General features: G+C 46.3%; 23 protein-coding genes. 10 read left to right on the top strand and 13 right to left on the bottom strand.

The features are described from left to right. Positions 1–70: 70 nt before the first annotated feature. Positions 71–781: a carbonic anhydrase gene (locus QUA71_RS08640; RefSeq protein WP_333284062.1), complete on the top strand. Its 711-nt coding sequence runs from the start codon at positions 71–73 to the stop codon at positions 779–781. A 123-nt stretch (positions 782–904) separates the two neighbouring features. Here the strand turns inward: QUA71_RS08640 and QUA71_RS08635 are convergent, their stop codons facing one another. After that, positions 905–2092 (bottom strand): tetratricopeptide repeat protein, encoded by a 1188-nt coding sequence (locus QUA71_RS08635; RefSeq protein ID WP_333284060.1) that lies wholly within the window; start codon positions 2090–2092, stop codon positions 905–907. Positions 2093–2391: 299 nt separating this feature from the next. On the opposite strand from QUA71_RS08635, the gene QUA71_RS08630 reads away from it, so the two are divergent. Then, positions 2392–2661, top strand: coding sequence for a GlsB/YeaQ/YmgE family stress response membrane protein (locus QUA71_RS08630; RefSeq protein ID WP_333284058.1), 270 nt, complete (start codon positions 2392–2394; stop codon positions 2659–2661). 228 nt (positions 2662–2889) lie between these two features. Here QUA71_RS08630 and sppA read toward each other — a convergent pair whose 3' ends face one another. From sppA to QUA71_RS08615, 3 genes are all read right to left on the bottom strand, one after another. Continuing rightward, the gene (sppA, locus tag QUA71_RS08625; protein WP_333284056.1) at positions 2890–4710 is read right to left on the bottom strand and encodes a signal peptide peptidase SppA; all 1821 of its coding nucleotides are present in this window, start codon (positions 4708–4710) and stop codon (positions 2890–2892) included. Between the two features lie 246 nt (positions 4711–4956). Next, positions 4957–6006 (bottom strand): type 2 isopentenyl-diphosphate Delta-isomerase, encoded by a 1050-nt coding sequence (gene fni / locus QUA71_RS08620; protein ID WP_333284054.1) that lies wholly within the window; start codon positions 6004–6006, stop codon positions 4957–4959. Between the two features lie 144 nt (positions 6007–6150). After that, positions 6151–6834 (bottom strand): SDR family oxidoreductase, encoded by a 684-nt coding sequence (locus tag QUA71_RS08615; RefSeq protein WP_333284052.1) that lies wholly within the window; start codon positions 6832–6834, stop codon positions 6151–6153. Positions 6835–6913: 79 nt separating this feature from the next. Between QUA71_RS08615 and QUA71_RS08610 the strand changes: the two genes are divergently transcribed. Together QUA71_RS08610 and fghA are read left to right on the top strand one after the other, a co-directional pair. Next, complete coding sequence (locus tag QUA71_RS08610) at positions 6914–8023, top strand: S-(hydroxymethyl)glutathione dehydrogenase/class III alcohol dehydrogenase (protein WP_190662928.1); 1110 nt, start codon at positions 6914–6916, stop codon at positions 8021–8023. A gap of 197 nt (positions 8024–8220) precedes the next feature. Beyond that, entirely contained in the window at positions 8221–9075 is an 855-nt protein-coding gene (gene fghA / locus QUA71_RS08605) for an S-formylglutathione hydrolase (RefSeq protein ID WP_333284049.1), read from the top strand. Between the two features lie 190 nt (positions 9076–9265). On the opposite strand, the gene QUA71_RS08600 is transcribed toward fghA, so the two are convergent. Continuing rightward, complete coding sequence (locus QUA71_RS08600) at positions 9266–10180, bottom strand: branched-chain amino acid transaminase (protein ID WP_333284047.1); 915 nt, start codon at positions 10178–10180, stop codon at positions 9266–9268. A gap of 291 nt (positions 10181–10471) precedes the next feature. Between QUA71_RS08600 and QUA71_RS08595 the strand changes: the two genes are divergently transcribed. Further along, positions 10472–10840 carry a Lin0512 family protein gene (locus QUA71_RS08595; protein WP_190662931.1) on the top strand — a complete coding sequence of 123 codons (369 nt, stop codon included), beginning with the start codon at positions 10472–10474 and terminating at the stop codon, positions 10838–10840. 478 nt (positions 10841–11318) lie between these two features. On the opposite strand, the gene QUA71_RS08590 is transcribed toward QUA71_RS08595, so the two are convergent. Together QUA71_RS08590 and QUA71_RS08585 are read right to left on the bottom strand one after the other, a co-directional pair. After that, the gene (locus tag QUA71_RS08590; RefSeq protein ID WP_333284045.1) at positions 11319–12155 is read right to left on the bottom strand and encodes a DUF4142 domain-containing protein; all 837 of its coding nucleotides are present in this window, start codon (positions 12153–12155) and stop codon (positions 11319–11321) included. A 71-nt stretch (positions 12156–12226) separates the two neighbouring features. Next, on the bottom strand, positions 12227–13102 hold the full coding sequence (locus QUA71_RS08585; protein ID WP_333284043.1) for a hypothetical protein: 876 nt from the start codon (positions 13100–13102) through the stop codon (positions 12227–12229). Between the two features lie 610 nt (positions 13103–13712). Here QUA71_RS08585 and QUA71_RS08580 point away from each other — a divergent pair. The 3 genes from QUA71_RS08580 to QUA71_RS08570 all read left to right on the top strand — a co-directional run bounded on the left by QUA71_RS08580 (position 13713) and on the right by QUA71_RS08570 (position 14498). Beyond that, complete coding sequence (locus QUA71_RS08580; RefSeq protein ID WP_333284041.1) at positions 13713–13877, top strand: hypothetical protein; 165 nt, start codon at positions 13713–13715, stop codon at positions 13875–13877. A 176-nt stretch (positions 13878–14053) separates the two neighbouring features. Continuing rightward, positions 14054–14191, top strand: a complete 138-nt coding sequence (locus tag QUA71_RS08575) for a hypothetical protein (RefSeq protein ID WP_333284039.1) — start codon at positions 14054–14056, stop codon at positions 14189–14191. Positions 14192–14255: 64 nt separating this feature from the next. Beyond that, the gene (locus tag QUA71_RS08570; protein WP_190662935.1) at positions 14256–14498 is read left to right on the top strand and encodes a ChaB family protein; all 243 of its coding nucleotides are present in this window, start codon (positions 14256–14258) and stop codon (positions 14496–14498) included. A 223-nt stretch (positions 14499–14721) separates the two neighbouring features. On the opposite strand, the gene QUA71_RS08565 is transcribed toward QUA71_RS08570, so the two are convergent. Further along, positions 14722–15354: a hypothetical protein gene (locus QUA71_RS08565; RefSeq protein ID WP_333284037.1), complete on the bottom strand. Its 633-nt coding sequence runs from the start codon at positions 15352–15354 to the stop codon at positions 14722–14724. A gap of 250 nt (positions 15355–15604) precedes the next feature. Here QUA71_RS08565 and QUA71_RS08560 point away from each other — a divergent pair, with 250 nt between their 5' ends. Further along, positions 15605–16324 (top strand): SAM-dependent methyltransferase, encoded by a 720-nt coding sequence (locus QUA71_RS08560; RefSeq protein WP_333284035.1) that lies wholly within the window; start codon positions 15605–15607, stop codon positions 16322–16324. Between the two features lie 182 nt (positions 16325–16506). On the opposite strand, the gene QUA71_RS08555 is transcribed toward QUA71_RS08560, so the two are convergent. From QUA71_RS08555 to QUA71_RS08535, 5 genes are all read right to left on the bottom strand, one after another. Beyond that, the gene (locus QUA71_RS08555; RefSeq protein ID WP_333284033.1) at positions 16507–17607 is read right to left on the bottom strand and encodes an iron-containing redox enzyme family protein; all 1101 of its coding nucleotides are present in this window, start codon (positions 17605–17607) and stop codon (positions 16507–16509) included. Positions 17608–17779: 172 nt separating this feature from the next. After that, positions 17780–18394 carry a rhodanese-like domain-containing protein gene (locus QUA71_RS08550; protein ID WP_333284031.1) on the bottom strand — a complete coding sequence of 205 codons (615 nt, stop codon included), beginning with the start codon at positions 18392–18394 and terminating at the stop codon, positions 17780–17782. Further along, on the bottom strand, positions 18384–19154 hold the full coding sequence (locus QUA71_RS08545) for a sterol desaturase family protein (protein WP_333284029.1): 771 nt from the start codon (positions 19152–19154) through the stop codon (positions 18384–18386). The genes QUA71_RS08550 and QUA71_RS08545 overlap by 11 nt, the downstream gene beginning before the upstream one ends. Positions 19155–19177: 23 nt before the next feature. After that, entirely contained in the window at positions 19178–19810 is a 633-nt protein-coding gene (locus QUA71_RS08540; protein WP_333284027.1) for a type IV pilin-like G/H family protein, read from the bottom strand. 572 nt (positions 19811–20382) lie between these two features. Next, positions 20383–22206, bottom strand: coding sequence for an AAA-like domain-containing protein (locus tag QUA71_RS08535; protein WP_333284025.1), 1824 nt, complete (start codon positions 22204–22206; stop codon positions 20383–20385). A 175-nt stretch (positions 22207–22381) separates the two neighbouring features. Between QUA71_RS08535 and QUA71_RS08530 the strand changes: the two genes are divergently transcribed. Continuing rightward, complete coding sequence (locus QUA71_RS08530) at positions 22382–22927, top strand: NfeD family protein (protein ID WP_333284023.1); 546 nt, start codon at positions 22382–22384, stop codon at positions 22925–22927. Positions 22928–22949: the final 22 nt, after the last annotated feature.

Below are 22949 nucleotides of genomic sequence, written 5' to 3'. Positions count from 1 at the left end.
GGGCTAAGCTTGTGGTAGATATTATGCTATAAAATAGAAAAAATTAAACAATTGAACCGAGTTATAAGCAATGACTGAAATCGGAAGTAGAGGCATGATTTCGAGACGTAATTTAATGTTGAAGGCTGGTGCAGGGATGCTGGCGGCAAGCTTGGCACCTGCGTTTTTACAAGCCGAAGCAGCAAAGGCCGAGGCAATCTCTGAGCTTACTCCTAACAGTGCTCTTCAGAAATTGATGGAGGGGAATCAACGCTACATTGAGCAAAAACGGACATTTCCCGACCAAGCTCGATCGCGAATTGTAGAAGTAGCACAGGGTCAACATCCGTTTGCAACCATCCTCGCTTGTTCTGATTCGCGCGTTGCTCCCGAAATTATTTTCGACCAAGGATTGGGGGATTTATTTGATATCCGAGTAGCTGGCAATTTTCTCGACGATGTGGTTCTCGGAAATATAGAATATGCGGCCTTAGAATTAGGCGTACCACTATTAGTAATTCTGGGTCACGAACGCTGCGGTGCTGTCAAAGCAGCTTTAGATGGCAAAGCTGTGCCGGGTCACATTAGCACTCTGGTAGCGGCGATTAAACCGGCAGTTGATTCCACCAAGGGTCAAACAGGCGATGCGTGGGATAACGCAGTCAGAGCTAATGTGAAAATGAATGTAAATAAGTTACAATCCTCGTCGCCTATTTTAGCGGAAGCACTCAAAGCTGGCAAGCTTAAAGTTGTTGGGGGCCGCTACGATTTGGATAGCGGCAAAGTAGAGATAATTGCTTGATTTTGCTGGTTGCATCTCATATCTTGGAATATTTTTAATGAACAGGCAAGATGCCTGTTCCACAATCCGAGAATTTGATTGTAGGGTGGGCATCCTGCCCGCCCATAAAAGCCATAATTTCAGTTACATTAAACCCATTTCTTGTAGTCCCCGGCGCAGGCGTTCTGCTTCAAAAGGGCGGCGCTGTTCGTGAAGGGCGATCGCTCTTTTGAATTCTGCTAAACTCTCTGGCATTTTGCCAATTTTCAGCAAGGCTACTGCCAAGTTTTGATGAGCTTCCGCGTGTTCGGGATCGAGTTTTATCGCTTGTCGGTAATAGGCGATCGCATGGGCTAAATTTCCGGCTGCCTTCAGCGTCAGTCCTAAATTGTAGTGACCTGCTGCAAAATTGGGGTCAATTTTTAAAGCTGCTTTGTAAGCTTTTTCAGCAGATTTCAAATCTCCTTCCTCTTTGAGCAAATTGCCCAAATTATTGTAAGCACCCAACTTGAGGGGCGGGAACACATTTGTATTAATTGCGGCTTGATAGTGTTCTTTTGCTTTGGCAAACTGCTGCTGCTGGCGATAAGCAATTCCCAAATGATAGTTGAGTTCGTAAAGAATAGAATCATCAATTGCCGCCGCAGCCAAGCCCCTGGTTAATAGATTAATTCCGCGTCCAATTTGCCCGGTTTCTACATACAAAGCGCCTAATTTGCTACAAGCATAAGCATCGTTTGGATAATAAGCTATATAGCGTTCCATTGCTGCTTGAGCTTTTTGGAATTTACTTTTTGCGGCGATCGCATCTTTTTGATAACCAGAGTGCCAAATCGCCACATCGGGGAGAGAAGCTATTTTCCATTTTGGTTCCCTCTGCAAAATCTCAGCCACGCTGTCGTCTACCATGGCGTGGTAAGGGCGAGAAAAGCGGATATCGAGGCGATTGCGAAACAAGCGCGACACTAGGGAATAGGGAGATTGAGAGGCACCGATTTCTTGGCGGATGAGATTGATTAGCAGCAGCCGATCGCTCGCAATTGCCTGCTTTATTTGAGGTTGAATCTCCGATACCAAAACCTCATCGGCATCTAATACCAAAATCCAGTCGCCCTGGGCGTGCTTCAGACACTCATTGCGCGCCACTGCGAAGTCGTCGCACCATTCAAAGTCATAAACCCTCGCCCCGAATTCTCGGGCAATTTCACGGGTGCGATCGCCCGATCCCGTATCCACTACCACCATTTCGTCAACAACACCCTTAACGCTGTCCAAAGTCCGCGACAGTGTTGCCTCTTCATTCTTCACAATCATGCACAGAGTCAGATCCATCGGGCGCAAACTTTCCTCATTTCACAGAAATATTGTAATTTTTTTAACCACCAAAACACAAAAAGTCCCAGAAAAGATTCTCCTATTTCCCTTTTGGTTTGAGCATAAGTACCTTTATTCCCTAGAAAAAGTGGGTTAACTCTTTTGAGATATTAAAAAGCCTCAAACTCGGACGATTCATGAGAAATCCTACCACTTTCGGTTCCTCCCTACGGTAGAGGTAAGGGCCGGCTCGGGGTTGTTATTCTAAGAACATAAGACAAGGCACTAAGAAAGTTAAGTATTCAGGAGAAAAAGACATGGGCGAAATTATTGCTTGGATCGTTTTAGGACTGATTGCCGGTGCGATCGCCAAAGCCATTTATCCGGGAACTCAAGGTGGCGGTTTTCTGGCCACAACAGGCTTAGGAATTTTGGGCGCCGTAGTGGGAGGTTATCTAGCTCAAGTCTTGCGGATAGGGGGAGCTACCGCCGCAGGAGGATTTAGTTTATGGAGCATAGCTTTAGCCGTCGTAGGTGCGCTCGTGGTACTTTTCATCTGGGGATTGTTAACTCAGCGTGCTGCATAACAAATATTGCCAATTCGGAGTCGATCGACTTTTAGGGTATTCATAAACCCGGTTTCTTCAAGAAACCGGGTTTTTCAGTTGTTGGTAGGATGCGTCACCCTACTTTTACCAAATCCGCGTTAAAAACCCCGATCAGACTCAGCGCTTGCAACGGTTCAAGAGCAAAACTTTCGTCCTAACAAAGGGGACTGAAGAATAAAGGGGTAAAAATCCCGGAGTTGGTATTAATTAATCAATCCGCAAATTGAAAGGCAAGCGAACATAAACCCCCTGCGGGTCGTTCATCGACTTGATCACAGCCAATTCATCTTGCATTTTCTTAAATTCGGCCGTTAGCGGGTCGAGTTTGGCGGCTGGTTTCAAAACGTGAACGCCTGAAATTCTTTCCAAAATTCGCTCCTCCAAACTGCGGCGTTTGGGATATTCTTCTAACTTCCAATCGTCGCCGAGTTTAGCTTGCTTCGCCGCCTCTCTGACAGCATCTTCAAGCCCGCCAATTTCATCGACTAAACCCAACTGTTTCGCGGCCGTACCAGACCACACCCTGCCTTGAGCAATTTCTTGTACCTTGTTTTTCGGCAGTTTGCGGGAGTCGGCGACTTTAGTAATAAATCGATCGTAAATGCGATCGACTATCCTCTGAATATTCGCCAATTCTTGAGGATTTTTGGGACGGGAAACCGTGTTAGTATCCGCAAACCGGGCGGTTTTCACAACGTCCCAAGTCAGGCCGTTGTTAGCAGCCAACTTTTCGGCGTTAAACAGCATTCCAAAAACGCCGATCGAACCGGTAATCGTATTGGGTTCGGCAAAAATGCGGCTGGAACCCATCGAAATCCAATAGCCGCCGGAAGCTGCTAAATTGCCCATCGAAACGATAACGGGTTTCTTTTTGCCCGTCAGCATAACTTCGCGCCCAATGACTTCGGCCGCCGTCGCGCTGCCTCCAGGACTGTTGACGCGCAAAACCACTGCTTTTACGTCGTTATCTTCTCTAATTTTCCGCATTTCTTGAGCGATGCGATCGCCTCCTACTTGAGTCGGGCCCCCTTCGCCGTCTACAATCTCTCCCTCGGCGTAAAGTATAGCAATTTGGTTTTTATTGTTAGCGCGAGTTGAGTTTTTATTCTCAGCAACTCTTGCGTAATTTTTCAAACTAATTTGTTTGAAAGATTTGTTTTCGCCATCGATTCCTGTGAGTTTTTTAAGTTCAGTCGATATTTCGTCAAAGTATACAACTTTATCAACTAACTTGCTTTTTAGAGCTTCGTCAGCCATCAAAGTTCCGCCATTATCTGCAAGCGCTTGCAGTTGCGGAACAGTCACTTTGCGACTCGGGGCGACAGTTTGCAGGTATTCTCCCCACATATCTCCGAGCAACTTTTGAGTTTGCTGGCGATTTTCGGGACTCATTTTTGTGAGCAAAAACGGCTCAACGGCTGACTTGTATTTCCCGACGCGAGTCACTTGCACTCCCACGCCGTATTTTTCCAAAGCACCGGTGAAAAACATTGCCTGACTGCTAAAACCGTTGATTTCCAAAGCGCCGTAAGGATTGACTGCTATTGTATTAGCAACGGAACCGAGGTAATAATCTCGCTCATTCCAGTCCATCTGGTAAGCAAAAATGGGTTTTTTGGCATCTCGAAAACGCTGCAAGGCCGATCGAACTTCTTTGAGATTGGCAAACCCGCTGCTGCTCGAATTTGAGCTACCTTGGAGATAAAGGCCAACTATTTTCGGGTCTTTTTTAGCCGATTCGATGGTGTCTAAAACAGTCCGCAGCGTCACTGTATCGCCGGAATCGTCCGAAAGCACTTCTTCAATCGCCGCGCCAGTGCTACGGCTCGGTTTGCTGTCGGTGATATTTAAAGAAAGGTCTAATACCAATACCGACTTATCTTTAACTTGCGGGCCCGAATCTTTGGACGAGGATGCCGCCATAGCAATTAGCACTACCAGTCCTCCCAATCCGATGCTGCCCAGCAGCAGCAGTCCTAGGAAGGTTCCCAGTAAACTTGCACAGGTATATTTTAGGAAATCTTTCATTAGATAATTGGTAATTAGTGATTAGTTATTAGTCATTAGTGAGAGCAAATCTGGTTAAAGCGGAATGATACCGAGCGTGTGAGCGGGATGCTCGCACTGCACTCGGAAAAATATTATTCCGATGAAGCGCGAAAACGATTTTATTGGTAATTCCTGCAACTAGGATTTAGCAATTATCCGCTGTCGTTAGTTATTAGCTAATGACTTTTGACTGCTGACTAATGACTTTTGACTGCTGACTCACTTTTATCTTAACCTTTCCAAAACCCCAGAATGTTTTAGCTCATCCAAATTAGCGCAGCCCGTACAGAACATCACGGTAGCGATTTCTGCAATTAAAACCTCAGCTAGGAGGGCTGCGGCTGATTCCGATTCCGCTGCAGCTTGCAGAAACGGCCGCGCCAGTCCCGCAATATCCGCGCCAAGAGCGATAGCCTTCGCTGCATCCAATCCATTCTGCAAGCCTCCAGAGGCAATCAGAGGAACATCCGGCGCTACGGCGCGGGTGCTGACAATGCACTCGGCTGTCGGTATTCCCCAGTCGGCAAAGGTTGCGCCCAACCTGCGCTGCTTGCCATCTTTAGCTCGCTCTCCTTCTATTTTCGCCCAAGAAGTGCCTCCGGCCCCGGCAATGTCGATCGCACTTACCCCAGCGGCGAGCAATTTCTTTGCCATCTTTCCTGAAATACCGTTGCCGACTTCTTTAGCAATAACTGGTACGGGTAATTTAGCGCACAATTTGGCAATTTTATCTAGCAGTCCTTTAAAGTTAGTATCGCCTTCTGTTTGAACGCACTCTTGCAGCGGATTGAGATGCAAAATTAGTGCGTCTGCTTCTAAAGTATCAACAATTTTTTGGCACTCTTCCAAACCGTAATTGTAGTTTAATTGAACTGCTCCGATATTGGCAAATAGCAGAATATCTGGAGCGCGGCGACGGACGGCAAATGTAGGAGCTAGTTGAGGATTTTCTACGACGATTCGCTGGGAACCGACTCCCATTGCTAGTTTGTATTCTTGAGCGACATCGGCGAGGCGATAATTGATTGTCTGGGCTAATTGTGTGCCGCCGGTCATCGAGGAAATTAGCAGGGGAACGGCTAGTTTTTTGCCGAGAAATGTGGAGGTTAAATCAATTTCAGTGCGATCGAGTTCTGGCAAACAGCAGTGCTCAAAACGGTAGCGTTCGAGGCCGCTGGTAGTTTCGCGAAATTGTACGTCTTCTTCGAGGCAAATCCGCAGGTGGTCTGCTTTGCGGGTTTCGGTTTGCGAGGGGGAGGTTAGCGGCAAGTTCACAATGGCTATTTGGCGAAAGAGTTGTGATTTGGGAATATAGCAATTTTATTTCATTTTTGAATTTTTTAATGAACCGCAGAGAGCGCAGAGGGCGCAGAGGAGAAGAAAATAGAGAGGTGCGTAAATCCTGCCAGGGTTGCTGTATTATCCAGGAACAGTCAGCGGCATTCCGTTATCGGAAGGTTTTAACTTGAGTAAAAAAGGAACTGCTTTTTGCACCCATGCTTTGACTGATGTGTAACTTGCCGCATCTTCTCCGAAACAAATTTCGAGCATATCCGTGTGAATTATCCCCGGATTCAAAGGAACTGCTGCCATACCTGCAGGCAATTCTTGAGCGAGCGATCGCGTAAGTCCTTCTATTGCCCACTTGGAAGCGCAATAGGGCGCGACTTCCGGCGAAGTTGACCTTCCCCAACCCGAACTAAAGTTGACAATTATCCCGCTTTTCCGAGCAATCATGGCCGGGACAAAGTGACGAATTACATTAGCCGTACCTTTTATATTAACATCAATTACCTGGGAAAATTCTTCGTTACTGACATTCCAAAGAGGGGCGAGATGATTAGCTACACCTGCATTATTAATTAGCAAATCTGGTGGCTCATTTTTTGCAAAACTTTCTGTTGCCCAAGCTTTTACTTGCTCGTCGCTGGTGACATCCAAACAAGTAAAATGATGGGGCGCACTATATTTTTTGTTGAGTTTTTCCACCGCTTCTGAAGAACGGGCGCATCCCACAACTGTATGTCCCAATTCAATAAACTTTTCGGTCATGGCAAGACCGAGACCGCGACTAGCTCCGGTAATTACAATTAATTTTGTCATAGAGTTGCTCCAAGTTTGACATTAAGTAATAGAATACATATTGACTGGTGAATTGACAAATCGATCGCAGGGGAAAAGCATGAAAGTTAAAGCAGCCGTTGCTCGCAGTGCCGGCAAACCTTTGAGCATTGAAACGGTTGATCTAGATGGGCCCAGGGCTGGAGAGGTGTTGGTGGAAATTAAAGCCACGGGTGTTTGTCACACTGACGCTTACACTCTTTCCGGTGCCGATCCTGAAGGCTTGTTTCCTGCTATCTTAGGCCACGAGGGAGCCGGGATTGTCGCAGAAGTTGGGGCGGGAGTCACGAGTGTCAAAGTGGGCGATCGGGTAATTCCTCTCTACATTCCCGAATGCCGCAACTGCGAATATTGTTTGAGCCGCAAAACTAATCTCTGTCAAGCAATTCGCGTGACTCAAGGCCAGGGAGTGATGCCCGACGGCACGAGTAGGTTTTCTATAGATGGGCAGAAACTTTACCATTACATGGGAACTTCTACCTTTGCTAATTATACAGTATTGCCGGAAATTGCAGTAGCAAAAATTCGCGAAGATGCTCCTTTTGATAAAGTTTGTTTGATCGGCTGCGGCGTAACAACTGGCATCGGCGCTGTCATAAATACTGCGAAAGTAGAGCCTGGTTCTAATGTGGTAGTTTTCGGTTTGGGCGGCGTGGGTTTGAATGTAATTCAAGCGGCTCGCCTGGTGGGAGCTAACATGATTGTCGGCGTAGACTTGAATCCCGACAAGCGAGAGATGGCGGAAAAATTCGGCATGACTCACTTTGTCAATCCCCGCGAAGTGGAAGGCGATTTAGTCCCTTATTTGGTAGATTTAACCAAAGGTGGAGCTGATTACAGTTTTGAATGTATCGGCAACATTAATGTGATGCGCCAAGCTTTAGAATGCTGCCACAAAGGTTGGGGCGTGAGCGTAATTGTCGGGGTAGCGGCAGCCGGTCAAGAAATTAGTACCCGCCCGTTTCAGCTAGTAACTGGCCGCGTTTGGAAAGGCACGGCTTTTGGCGGGGCAAAAGGCAGAACTGATGTTCCTAAGATTGTTGATTGGTACATGGACGGTAAAATTGATATTGATAGTTTGGTATCTCGGGTAATGCCGATCGACCAAATTAACGAAGCTTTTGATTTAATGCACAAAGGCGAAGTAATTCGCACAGTGTTGACATTTTGAGTTTTTGAACGAAGAAGGAAGAGAGAAGACGGAAGAAGGAAGACAGGACTTACGGAAAAAGTGGTTTTACGCGCTATCTATAGCCATAAGGTACACGGCTGCACCCTACATAACTTCTCTTTTCTCTCTGCCTCTGCGTCCTCTGCGCCCTCTGCGGTTAATAAAAAAATCTAATTCACAAAAGAAATAGAATTAATATGATATCAGAATCCCTAAAACTGCACAAAGAACAGAAAAGTTTCGGTGGCAAACTCGGCTTTTATAGCCATCAATCCTCTGCTTGCAACAGCGAGATGAAATTCGCTGTTTACCAGCCCCCGCAAGCTTTATCTCAACCCGTACCAGTTTTGTATTTTCTATCAGGTTTAACCTCCACGGAAGAAAACTTTATGGCAAAAGCGGGGGCGCAACAATTTGCGGCAAAATACGGGTTAATGCTGGTTGCGCCCGACACTAGCCCGCGCAATACTGGCATTCCTGGCGAAGATGAAGATTGGGATTTAGGAAGTGGTGCGGGTTTTTATGTTGATGCGACAGCCGCACCTTGGAATTCTCACTATCGGATGTACAGTTATGTGGTTGATGAATTGCCCAATTTAATCGCCGAAAATTTTCCAGCAATACCGGAAAAACAGGGAATTTTCGGTCATTCGATGGGCGGACACGGGGCTTTAATTTGCGCTTTGAAAAATGGATCTCGCTATCTTTCAGTTTCCGCTTTTGCGCCTATTTCCGCCCCAATGCGCTGCCATTGGGGACAAAAAGCTTTTGCAAACTACCTCGGCAGCGACCAACAGCTTTGGAGGGCTTGGGATGCTAGCGAATTGGTACTTGAGGCGCAATACAACCGCCCGATTCTGATTGACTGCGGCACTGCTGATTCGTATCTGGCTGACGGGCAGTTGTTGCCGGAAGTGTTCGCCGAGGCTTGTGCAACAGCGGGACAGCCACTAAGTTTAAGGATGCAGGAAGGTTACGATCATAGCTATTATTTTATAGCTACTTTTATGGAGGAGCACATTCGCCATCACGCGGCTGTTTTGTGCGGGTAGTTCCTAGCAGGAAGCAGGCACGATGCCTGCTCCACAACAACTGGTTCTTAGGCTCTGCCTGGGAACCGATATCCAGAGGCTCTGCCTCGCATGGTTGCCATCAAATGTCGAGGCAGAGCCTCCCGATTTGCGTTACCAGGTAGAGCCTGGTAACGAGTGAACTTGCTTCTAGTAGCACAGGTATTTTCGGTTAATTAAGATTAATCGGAAATACCCAGTCTTTGTACTTGCTGTCGCGATTTTCGATAATCCCGGTTAGTTTGTCCAAAATCTTTTCGGTGATGGGTCTATGTTGGGGCAATTGATAGTTTTCTACTCGGTTAATTGGCGTAATTTTGGCGGCGGTTCCGCACAGGAAAATCTCGTCTGCAATCAACAATTCTGATTTATCAACTGGTCTTTCTGTGATTTCAATTCCTAAGTCTCTAGCGATAGTTATAACGCTGTCTCTGGTAATTCCTTCGAGAATATCTTGCTCGAAACCTGGAGTAACTAATTTACCGTTTCTGGCGACAAATATGTTCATCCCTGAAGCTTCGCTGACTTTTCCCTGAGAATTCATCATAATAGCTTCGTCGAAGCCGGATTGTACTGCTTCTGTTTTAGCTAAAGCTGAGGTGATGTAAGCGCCGCTAATTTTACCTCTTAAGGGCAAACTGCGGTCTTCTTGGCGGTACCAAGAGCTAATTCTACAGTTGACTCCTTCTTTGGGTAAATAGTCTGAAAGTTCTAATCCGTAGACAAAAAAGTCTGTTTCTACGTTGTGCAGTCGCGGGGCAATTCCTAAACTTGATGTGTAGATAAAAGGGCGAATATAAAATGATTTTGTTGGTTGGTTTTTCTGGACAAAATCAATGATTATTTGTTGGATTTTGCTGGCGGGTAAATCGCAGTGAAGGAAGCTGGCACTTTGACTTAATCTTTGACAGTGGCGGTCTAATCTAAATAGCAATATTCGATCGGCATTTTGGGGGTCGGGAATTCCCCGCAACCCGCCTAAGACTCCGGTTCCGTAGTGCAGTGCGTGGGTGGCTATGGAAATTTTGGCGTCGGTAAAGGGGAGAAATTGGTTTTGAAAGTAGGCAATTGGTAGAAAACTATCCATGATTCAAGCTGGCGATGAGTTGGGCAGTCCGCTAGGAAAGCTGAATTTGGTTATATTACCATAAGTTATACCATTTGAGATTTGAGATTGAGAATGGCTGATTTGATAAGGGTTTGAAGCTTGCTTACAGTTGGATTTTTTTTAGACTGGTATTATTCTTTTGTTGTTAGAGCGATTGATAAAATAATATCAAAAGCCGTCTATTAGGTTGATAATTGTTTGGGGAAAGAGTGCGATCCTCTTCGAGGGCTTCGCTAACGACTACAAACAAAAATCAACCAAGGGGCAACTATGGCACGTAAATGTTTCATCATCGAAATGGGGATGGGGGTAGACCAGCACGGGCAGGAACCGACTGTAGCCTGTGCAAGGGCTGTACGGAATGCGATCGCCCACAATGCTTTGCTGGGCGTCTGGGAAGTGGCGGGTTTGACTGACCCCAATCAGATGATTGTTGAGGTTAAGGTGGCGGTTCCTTACCCGGAACAAGTGCGGGAACAGGAGGTGTTGGCGGTGCTGCCTTTTGGCAGCAAAACTCTGATTGTGGAGCAAGGAGGCATGATTGTGGCAGGAAGGGCGATCGCCTCTCTGAATGATAAAAATGATGAAATGCTAATCGCTGTGGCGGCTGTGAGTGTTTTTGTGGAAACTGAGGACTAATTAATTTTGTGTTGTTTGAATAAATCTGCGGTGAAATACGATCGCCCGATCGCATTTGCTTGTTTGGGCGATCGGGCGATCGTACGCCTGTCTGTTAAAAAATGATTAATTTAGGCTAAGTTGTAGGGTGCCCCGGAGATAGGGCATGAAATATCGTAGAAAATCTGAGCCTCTGAGGCACGCTATAACTGAGTCTGTTCAACGGTAAGGTTTATTTGCGCCTACCTAGTTAATTTTGAAGTTTTAATGGATAATTTTTAATTTCTCAGGCGGCCGGGTATGTAAGCAATCCAGCAAAACCCTACGATTAATAACAGCCACGTCGCTGTAATATTGCTGCCCAACAAGCTGCGGAGAAAATCTTCCATTGTTCTCAAAAATTATAGGGTTTAAAAGAATCTATTGCTGTTTCCTCTCGGATTGGCAAAGGTAGAGTGCGATTGGCTTTTAGGCGATCGTACTCTACCTCCTCTACCTCCTATTTGGGCTGGCTGGTATCTGCCAACATTTGGTTAACCATTTGCAAGTGCGCCTGAAGGTTCGGCAGCTTCTGGGTGGCCCAAGCCTTCAAGTCGGGATCTTGTCCCTTTTGAGATTGAGCCTGAAACAGAGCAATAGCCTGATTGTGGCTCTCGATCATAGCCTGCTTGTAAGCGGTGTCAAAACTTGTACCGGAGAGTCCCGAAAGTCGCTCCATCAAAGCTGTGTTCTGGCTGCTCATTTCGGTTGGCAGTTTTACGCCTTTTTGCATTGCTACCTGCATCAGTTCTTCATTAGCCTGGGTGTGTTCCTTAACCATTTCTTGCCCGTATTGTTTCACACCAGCACTAGAACCGCGCTGCACTGCCAATCTGCCGAGCTCCACTTCCAGCATACCAAGTTGACCTGCTTGCATGACAAAGTTTCTGTCTTGGCTGCTGAGAGAATTAGGCGAAGTTTCGCCACCTGTTGGAGTGTTGGGAGAACGGCTGGGAGTGTTGTTGATGGGGCTATTTGGAGAACGGCCGGGAGTGTTGTTGGTGGGGGTATTTGGAGAGTTGGGAGAACGGCCGGGAGTGTTGTTGGTGGGGGTATTTGGACTGTCGGGAGAACGGCCGGGAGTGTTGTTGGCGGGGCTATTTGGAGATTTAGGAAGAGTAGCATCGTCGGCTTGGTTATCAGCAAGCTCAAGAACCCGATCGCCCGACTGGTTGAAGCCGTTAGTGTGGCGGTTTAATTCTGCGAATCCCGGCACAGCTACCAAGGAACTAACGCCGGCAATTCCGGCAACTGTTACCAATTTTTTGAACAAACTTTTGCGATTGAGTGAAGTCATGAATTTCTAAGCCTCTAAGTTGTTTTCAAAAGTACGTCAAGCGAAGCTATCCCGTAGGGAATCGCCCGAAACTACCGATGGGAGGGTGTATTGCCTTTCCGAAACAAGTTGATCAAACCAAAGGCGCCCAAGGCACCCAGCCACCCTAAATTGTTGGGGCTATCGCGCCGAGCACTCAAAACTCCAGAATTAGTATCAGCCGGCGTCGATGTGGTACCGGTTGTACCCGTTGTACCCGTTGTGCCGGTGCCGGTTGTACCCGTTGTGCCGCTGCCGGTTGTACCCGTTGTGCCGGTTGTACCCGTTGTACCCGTGCCTGTCGTATCGGTTGTACCCGTTGTACCCGTGCCAGTGATACCGCTTGTACCGGTGCCAGTCGTACCGCTTGTACCGCTTGTGCCAGTGCCAGTCGTACCGCTTGTACCGCTTGTGCCAGTGCCAGTCGTACCGCTTGTACCGCTTGTACCAGTGTCACTCGTACCGCTTGTACCGCTTGTGCCAGTGCCAGTCGTACCGCTTGTACCAGTGTCACTCGTACCGCTTGTACCAGTGTCACTCGTACCGCTTGTACCGCTTGTACCAGTGTCACTCGTACCGCTTGTACCGCTTGTACCAGTGCCAGTCGTACCGCTTGTACCGCTTGTACCAGTGCCAGTCGTACCGCTTGTACCGCTTGTACCGCTTGTGCCGGTACCAGTCGTACCGCTTGTACCGGTGCCTGTGGTATCAGTCGTACCGCTTGTGCCAGTCGTACCGCCCGTGCCAGTCGTACCGCTTGTGCCAGTCGTACCGCTTGTGCCACTGCCGACGCTACCGCCTGCACCGCCGCCTGCACCGCCACCTGCACCGCCCGACTGGGCAGAAGCAGGCACTGCGAAGGAAACCGTTGCTAAACCTAAAGTACAAGCGCTTGCTAAAACAGCTTTCAACAATTTAGAAGATTTCATGGTAATGCTTGCTTTTACGTAGAGTCTTGCGATCGCTTGTGATGCCAAAACCGCAGGGTCAAATTGACAGCGTAACGTGTAAATTTTCTAACCTTCGCTGCGGAATAATGAAGGTAAGGGAGCAAATTTAGTCCCGTTCCCTCGATAATTTTTCCCTGATTAATTACACCGTCGCGTTAACAGTTTATAAGCTATTACGTATGCTTCAAGTTCGCCATTCATCTTTAGGAATATTTGACAAAATGGCTTTTTATTTCAGGTGGTGGATGAAATTTGATTGAGCGGCCGACTAGCTCAATCAAAATTTGTGTACGGGGGATAGAAACCGGGCTGATATGAAAAATTTTGGTTGAGTAACGAGACATATACGAATCAACCGGGTTTCTGAGACAAGCGCGTGGCTCTTCCTATAAATTTTCCCCGGCAGCAGGTGCTTTGAGCCAGAAATTATTGATTTTATCACCGTCAATCTTGGGTTAGTCCTATGCCAGAGGAGTTAGTTTTAAATTTTATTGAGCGCTATTTTTCCTTAACTTGCTGCTGGCAATTTTGCCCCTCGTAGCACACCGCTCAAACTTTCTCAGGAAACTAAATTATCTCAAAACGCCCGATGGCTCGCTCTGAGTCGCCAGAACACCTGCACTCCCCCAACAGCAAGGCTTTTGACTGGGATTTGAGTTGCCTCAAACACGAAGGCCAACTGAGGGCTATCCGAGTCGTGCCCGCGCGACATGAAATTAACCAACGGTGGCGCAGTCGTCAGAATTGCTTGTGAGTGCGATCGGCTAAACTCTGATATAGTAAACCCAAAACTATGCCAGATAGCGCTTATTCTCTAACACATTTCACAAGCAGACATCAAGTATGCTGTATCGAATGATTGCCAGAATTGGCTATCTAATGTTCATCGCTTTTTCTAAATTCGCAAGTGAAAAAGCCGAAATCAGATTAATGACTGTTTCAGAAAAGAAATTACCCAAATCCGGGGCAACCAGCAACGGCAAGTCAATTCCCTTCGCCATTCAGAAGAAATCTAATATTACATCTGTCTTGGGAATGAGAAAAGTGCGGTTTAAGACTTGCTTTTAGAGAGAGGAAAGTAGTTGCTTCTTGTATATAAGATTAAAATTATGTTTAATAATTAGAGGTCATTATGCCAGAACAACAATTTGACACCTTACCTTCGGAAGCACAAGAACTCCCCCAAGGGGCGAAACAAATTTTTCAGGCGGCTTTTAAGAGCGCTAGTGAAGATGGAATGAGCGCCGATGGTGCTACTAGCGTTGCTTGGAACAGCGTAAAATCTGAATACGTTCAAGGCGAAGGTGGCACGTGGCATCACAAGGGCGACGATACTAACCAAACCCGCAAATCTGTACAGTCTGGTGGCAATTAGTTATCAGCCATCAGTAATATCGTGTCCGCTAACATAACCCCTATCCGTTGTTTAGTGAGGGCTTCATTCCTCAAATTTTGATTAGAACGAAGAATCCTCACTACCAACCCATTGCAGCGACGTTATTCTAGCGGGCATGAGCTAATCAGTCATTAGCACTGTACTCATCACTTGTGGTTAATGCTTTACGTTGAAACCTGTTGGAATCGCGGTGCTACAGAAGTTAATGCAGTTTGTTAATCGGCTGGTGCATATCCCATTGCAATTCGGCTAAAACCAGCAAGCTAAATACCATTACGGTTCCCGTAAATAGGAAAGACCAACCGCCCGTGTAAGGCAAAATCAAAATCCCCAAGAGATGAAATAAACTTGCTGCTAAAAGCGCGCGCGATCGCACTGCAAATCCAGTCCCCAAATACCCTATTCCGCTCATTCCCAACCACAGGGGACAGAGATTCGCCAACACTTTTCCCCAACGCAGAAAAATTGCTAAATCGGTCAGCAGCAATCCTAATAACATTAGTATTACCCAACCGTAAAGCACCCAAGCCAGGCGTTCTATTTTGACCCAAGAGTATGTCATGCTTACCATTGCTGCTGTACCTACGAGGCTGAGCGCTGACCACAAACCTGCTTGCAGCATCCAACTCACAGAAAAAAATTGTGGTGTGCCGAAGATGGGTATTAACAGCAAGCTCCAAAGCAAGCAAGTTCGATCGAGACAAGTATAAAATTGTGAATAAAATCGATCTTTGCCAAGGGGAAACTGAACCTGCCATAGCCCTTCTAAATCTTGAACCTCGATGTTAAGCTGTTTCCGGCGCAGAGGCGGAACTGAATAATTAAAAAAGGTCATATCTGACACTATTAAAATTTACAATTATTTGCTTAGGTACTATCTCACCAGCAATCGCTATATAATGGCAATCTGTCAATCGGATTAATCTAGTTAATTTGATAATCTGTCGGCAGTAATAGTTATTCGGTCGCACCCGATAAAACAGGAAGAGAGAGATTGCACAAGTTGATAAAATAGCTCTTGCGACAGATGGCTGGGATATTAGTTATTCGATACTTTTAAAATAGTCAACTTTGTTACAGAATTTATGCTCACTTCATCCCATCCTCTGAAACAGGTATTCCACTGCCCGGAAGAATCTGATTTTTACGCGCACTGCTTGGAAAGTTTAGTGTTAAATGCTAGTGACAATTCTCGACTTATCGTAGAGTTTGGTTCAGGAGAGGGAAGTCCAGTTATTAAGTCTTTGCTGAGAAGTGATTTTGATGGGACAATACAGGGATTTGAGCTAAATAATGTAGCTTGGAAAATTGCTCAGTCTCAAATTAAGGAATATCAACTGAGCGAAAAATACACCGTCAACAATTGCTCTTTTTTTGATTCGCCTTTATACGAGTCGGCGGATTGTGTCATCTCAAATCCGCCTTACTTGCCGGCGGTGGATGATCAGATTTACCAGCCGCTGTTGCACGGCGGGAGTGATGGTTGTACAATTGCTAAAAAACTTTTATCTCTGGGCAGTGATGAAGTTTTGCTGATGGTTTCTAGCTATTCTAATCCTGTGGGTTTGATCGATTATGCCTTGGAGCGAGGCTACTCGGTTGCGAATTTTGAGATTGCACCTTTAAATTTTGGCTATTATAGCTCGGAACCAAAGGTGAAAAGCGCGATCGCCACTCTCCGAGAACAGGGAATGGCTTTTTATTCGGAAAACATCTATCTGCTGGCTGGAGTTTTGTTTAAGAAGCAAGAAAAGTCGCAAAGAGATTTGTCGATCGAGCTAATTCAGTTAATGACAGCATTTTAAAATACAGCGCTGGTAGGGTGCCCCTGAGATGTTGCAACATTGTCAGCAACAGGCAAGATGCCTGTTCCACAAGAAATACACTCTTTGTGGAACAGGCATCTTGCCTGTTTCTCAAAGGCTTATTGAGAACGGTGCTATATCGTAGGGTGCATCCGTCTCTGACCCACCCTACGATATAGCTGTTAATTGTGCTCTGTGGCTTGGATCGATCGCACCACAGCAGCCGCAGCCCGATCGCCGATCGACTTCTCCTGATCGTACCCCAACACCAGCTCCCAAGCCTCCTGCGGGTATCTATCAACCAACGGGATCGCCACTTCATCCAACATCCAGCGGCCGTGACGCTCGTCTTCTTTGATGTGCAGTTCCCAATAACCCATCGCAGCCTGCGAGAGGCCCAAACGCTGGGCTGCGGCTAGATAATTGCGGTAAGCGACGGGTCCCGCCACCTCAAAATAAGTGAGTCCGCCGTTGTAGCGCAGAAAATGGCGCTTGCGTTCCGTCAGCAGAAAGTTGTGATTAATGCTTGCGAGCACTTCCCAAGGCACTAAATCGAAGTACGCTTCTGGTTCTGTACTCATATCGAATTCAGCCAGCATTTGAGCAAAAAAGGTCGAGTGCTTGCGGGGGAGGCGACCGCCGCCGTATTCTTCCATCAGCACTCGGGTAAGGGTACACTGAATTTCGTTGCCGGCACCGCCGAGGATGCGAGAAAGGCGGCTGGCTTCCACTAAACCGTCGAAAGAGGCGATCGCCAGTAGGTGTTTGTATCCCTCTTCAGTCATCTGTTCCCGCTGGTAGCGATCGAGCTCAGTTAACGGAGGATCGACATCGGCGGCGGCGCGATCGCGCAGGGCTTGCTTGACATCCGGCAATTTTTGCAGCGCTGCAACGTCGATTTGCGCCAGTTCCCACTGCTGCCAAGGTTCCTCAATGCGATCGCGCACAGAACGCAAATAGTGCGATCGCTCGTTATTGTAGCGGCGCAAATCGTCGTACCAAAACAAGTTGAGGCGGTTGATACGGTAAAGCACGCGCTGCAAGAAGCGGTGAGCGGCCTCATCGCCCGGTTCCTGTTGGTAAGCTGCTTGAATTGCATAGGCGATCGCGCTTTCAAAATCGCTGACAAGTAACGGTTTTGCCGCCACCGTCTTGTCTAAATCCTCGACTTCTAGCAAATTGACAAATTGCCGATCGGCTGCTTCGTAATTTGGGGGTGCGGGTTGCTTTTTGGGAAGACTCGGCGAGTCGGAAGAAGGAAGTATCTCTAGGGTGTTTTGCATGGAATAAAGTTATGCTAACTCTAATTATTGTGCTGCCTGCCCAAACAGCCAACCGTTGCAGATTGCTGAGGATAATGGCTACTTTTCTTGAAGATAGCTAATCTGTCAGCACGATACACCTTTCTATTGATAGAGATTTGACAGAAATCAATTTGGTCACAACTGCCCCGATTCATTCCGAAAGCAGGGTGACTGAGGGAGACTTTATGAAGGTGTGCAAAGTAATTGGGGCTAATATCTGGGCATCTTTTGCAGCCGGCACTGCTTGCCGCCACGCTTTGATACCGCCTGAAAGGACAACAACATTCAGGCTAATATCCTTAATCTTATTAGTCTCATTTCCTCCTGATTCTTGGGAATCCAAAGCGAATTTTTCCAACTGTTTGTATGCTTTAACCGATCGCCCTCCTCTGGCACAATAAAGTACAATTACTGGCTGAGTTCGCTCGGATTTGACCCTAGCTTTTACAATGGATTGAATCTGCTTGACACCGAACCCCATCTCAATATCAATTATGGGAACAAGGGGACTTTCACCGATGCGATCTTCCGCGTATTCTTCGGGCGATCGCACATCAATCAAAATCACTGGTTTCAACTCACCCTGCTGCAATTGATCGACAGTTACTTGTTTCGTATTTAAACTGGCGATAAAAGTTAGGATATCCATGTGATGAAATAGGGCAACTGCACTCAGAGAAGCAACACTCGTCAAGCCAAAACCCATAATTACTCGCAAAAGGCGAGAATAGCGATTAATACCTGGTTTTGCATTTTCATCTAGCATTTTTCATCATCCTTAAAAATGGAAAGAATATTTGTCCGACATATCCAGCAGGTAGAGAATCAGAGATTCCATATTTATGAGGCATTTTTTTCGCTGGCATATACATAGTGCCAAATAGCAAATCTAACAGTGGCAACTGAACAGCAAAGTTTTTGGTGTTGATTCCGGGAATTTTACTGTGATGCCAGTGATGAAATTGTGGGGTTGCTACAAACCATTTTAGGATGCCAAATTTTAATTTAATATTAGAATGAATTAAGAAAGCGATCGCGGCCGAATAAAGAGCATAAACTACCAAACTCTCCTTAGTAAATCCCAACCAGTAAAGAGGCATAATTTTGCAAACCTGAGTAAAGAGTTGCTCGCAGGGATGCACCCGTACTGCTGCTAACCAGTCCATGTGTTCAATGCTGTGATGGACTGCATGAAATTGCCAAAGCCAGGGTACTTCATGCAGTAGTCTGTGAGCGAAATAATATGCCATATCGGAAACGATAACTGCTTCTGCCAACTGCAACCAGACAGGTTGAGAGGCTACTTTGCTTTGCAATTCCGGGTTGAGTAAATTAGTTATCAGCGACAAAATTACAGTCACCACAATAGCCCCGGATCTGCCAATAAAGTGACCTGTAAAAAAATAAGTGGCATCGGTTGCCCATCCGAGACGGAATATCTTTTGCTTGTGCAAGGATAAGATTCTTTCGAGGGGAATGAAGATGGCCGCTAAGACGATGAAGCCTTTGACAATTTCAGGTAACATGAGATTCTGATTAATGTCGATATTTACTTAAATACGTCGCTACTACCAGCAGCGCAGACAGGATTACCATTCTGAAGGATAGGAGCAGACGGTTGGGTATTTCCAGGAGAATTTGCTGCACACAGAATGGATACAGTAGTCAGCTCTTTGTTAGCTGCTTTGGAAACAGGTACTAAAAATACAGCCCCGACATAGCTAGTAAGATTATTGCTGCGGGCTACACCATAACTAAACGCAGCATTTTTGGTAGATATGGTTGAATAGTTATAGTTGGTTGTCTGAGTTTTAATGCCGAGGCGCAGAGCATTAACGGAATTGGAAAATGCGCCCTCCTCGACGTATATTGCTTGTTGACCTTTGTTCATTGAGCTAACATATTGCTTAGCTTCTGATCGCTTCGTCTTGCCACCACAACCGCTAGAAAGAAGGAGGGTGTTCGCAGCAAATATCAGGACCACAGGAACATAAATAAAAGTGATCCTCAGTAAAGTTCCTACACAAGATTTACTTTTTTTGTTAGGGGGAATGTTTTTTTCTGAAGATGGCGCTTGTTTGTTAAGTGCATCGAGTTGAAGGTTTGTCTTAAGCTGCTTGGTTGTTCTCGATACTGCTTGTTTGTTGAGTGCATCGAGTTGAGGATTTTTTTTAAGCTGCATGGTTGTTGTCCAAATGTGTTAGCAGAGTAGTTTTCAAGTGATTGACATACTCCCCGGCGTAAACACATGGGGATTCTAGAGTCAAACAGCGAGTCTACGCGTAGTTTGTCTAACATCGCCTAATCTAACAGTCGAGGTTAAGAAAAACAAGCAAGTTATTGTTAGCGTCGTTTTCACCCAGTCCATTGAGTGCGGTGGGGTTTGCAAACCTCGCCTACTGCGCCTTGCTTCTACTCTATTTTTATTAAATCACGTGGCTATTTGAGAACTTGAGTGAGTTCTCATCGACTTCTCATCAACTTTTCATTACTCCCTTCCCCCCAGAACACGATCTACTTCTTCTCTCCCCCATTCCCTCCAAGGGGGCAGGGCGGTTTCATTTTTCCTAGGGGCGGTGCCTCCGTGTCCGTGCCCTATGGCTGCAATGCCCATGAATCGCGTCGCTGGGGAGGGGTAGGCACTCTTGGCACTACCCCTACAAAATCCTGGTTTTTCTGATAATGAAACTGGCCTGGGGGGTGGGGGGTTCTTCCTTCGTGTCCTTAGCATCTTCGCGGTTCAATAATTCGATATTATTTGCCATTTAGCCGGTCGCGAAAATATTCCTCATACAATCGACATCTCGGAATGTAATTATTTCCCTCTAATTTAACCAATCCCATACTATTTAACTTAAACCCCCATTCTGCCCTCAATCTAACTGGCTGGGAAACACTCACAACCTCTTTCATCGCCTCCATTAATTCCGAATATTTCTCTAAATTCCATAAATGCCGCCGCAAATGGTCGCTGTAAATTGCCGCTTCAGTTCCTGCATATTTTACCAACTGATTTAAACTCACATCTTGACGCGAAATGTGATAAATTGCCAGCCGTACCAAATAAGGATGACCTTCCACTAAACCCATCAATTCTACAACTTCGCCATCACTCCAATTCAATCCGTGCCGTTTAGCCAAATCTTGCACTTGCTGCGAATTAAACTCCGGCAATTCAATCGGCAATCCCACATTAAACGGCGATTTATTCACATCCAGCGGGATATAAACTTCCGTCGAATGCACCACAATCAAGCGAAATTTTTTCCAAATATCTCGCCGTTTTGCTTCTTCATGCAAAGCGCGCAATAACCCAAAGAAGTCGTCGGCAATTTCCGGCGATTCAAACAGGCGATCGCTCTCATCCAAGCCTAACGTCAGGGGTTTTGAGGATTCTGAAAGCAAATACTGTTCAAAATAAGCCTTGCAGCACTGATTGCTGCCAATCAAATCTGCTAATTCCCAACACTTGGGCAACTGCTCCAGCATTCCTAACTCTTGACCGATGCTCGCACAAAACCACTGCAAAAATGTATCTGAATTAGTGAAGATTTTCCTATTGGCTAGCTGAAAACTCAGCGCTACCGTGCGAGAACCTTGCTGTTCTGCATGATGCAAAATCCTCGCCATCAAGGAAGTTTTGCCCATTTGTCTGGGTGCTTTTATGCGGATCAGCGCTCCCGGTTGGGCGATCGTCTCGTAACAGCGGGATTCGATCGGAGGGCGATCGATATAAAAACGAGAAGCTATTTCAACTTGTCCTCCCGGCAATTCTGGCGGCGCTGCTGGCAGGGGTTGAATTATTGACTGTTTGGTGCTAGTAATTACTTTCCATTCTACAGCCAATTCATGGTCGGCCGTTAACGATGTGCGACCTTCTTTGATAATGGTTAAAATTTGTGATAATAACTTAAATGAGTCGCCAACACCGCGCCACAGCCAGGGCTGAATTCCTGCTAAATAGCTCAGTAAATCAAAAGAAAGCGGTGTATTAAATTCAAGTAAAATCGGTAAAATTGCGGGTTTATGAGCAGTTAAATTGTGCAATTCTTTGGCTAGCTGCACTTGTTCCAATATCATTTCGCTAGCGGCCGATTCTTGGGAAATCAGCAACACCAAATAATCGCAACGTTTTAAATATGAGGCTGAGTCGCTGCTGTTGTTAATAAAAAAGACTTCGTGCCCTCCCGCAGTCAAAGCTTGGTGTAACTGCTGAGAAAGGGTAGTGTTTGAGGTCGATCCTCTTCGAGGGCTTCGCCAACGGGCGTTGGCGTTAGCGAAGCGATCCGAAGGAAAGCCCTCGAAGACGATCGCCACTTTTGCCCTCACCAGCACTACCTCCTCTGGCTCTGAATTAGCCTCAAAATCCGCTATATCGCGCCATTCCTGGCCCAATCCGCGACAAATTTCGATGAAATTGGCATAATCCACAGGTTTGCCATTCAGAAAATGGCTGACAGTAGATTGCGCCATCCCTAAATCCTCAGCCAGGATTTTCTGACTGGGAAAGCCATTTCTCAGGAGACAGGATTTAACTGCGCGAATGCACTCTTCGCGCACCCTTAGCGATCGTGGCATTGCTTATCACAATCGAGACACTGAAACCATCATAAATGCCAACCGCCCCTAAAGTCGATGAAAAGTCGATGAAAAGTCGATGATTTTTCAAATAACTCAGTCGCCAACTCAAATAGCCGCCTGATTAGATTAGAAATAACAAGGTTGAATCCCATCAAAACGAGGTAAAAGCATTGTGTATTCTCTCCTAATTTGGTCGCTGGCCTCAGCCACTAATCAACCAGGTTTCGCCTTCACCCCGCCCCTATTCTGGCTGCTGCTCGGAGTTGTGCTTAGTGCGATGGAGCTATTAATCATCAAAACTCAGCCCCAAAAATACAGATTTTACCTGCTAATGATGGGAGCTTCGGCTTTAATTGAATCATTTATTTTGTGGAGAGGATCTGTAGCATTTCAGTTTAGTTGGGCGAACATAATGTATGAAGATTTTGACTGGCAAATCTTCTACTGGATGGGGATAGCCCTCGCGCTGAGCATCTGGATTCGACCGATTTTCATTGTTCGCAAAAAGTTTGTCATTCCCGAAGCAACCGAAGCGACAACAATCTCCGAGATATTCCCCGGAGAAACCGGAATGGTGATTTATGAAGGGGCTTCGTGGAAAGCTCGCAATGACGATTCCCAAGGGGCGATCGCACCCCGACAAAAAGTTTACGTTTTGCGCCGCGAAGGAAACACGCTGATTGTTGTACCTCACAGATTAATTCACATCAACGGCTAAATCTGAGTTGGCTCTTTTATGA

Origin of the sequence: Microcoleus sp. MON1_C5 (assembly GCF_036701875.1) — a bacterium.
Classification (GTDB): Bacteria; Cyanobacteriota; Cyanobacteriia; order Cyanobacteriales; family Microcoleaceae; genus Microcoleus.
The sequence above is the reverse complement of the archived record's forward strand: the minus strand, read 5'-3'. Positions and strand labels throughout refer to the sequence as shown.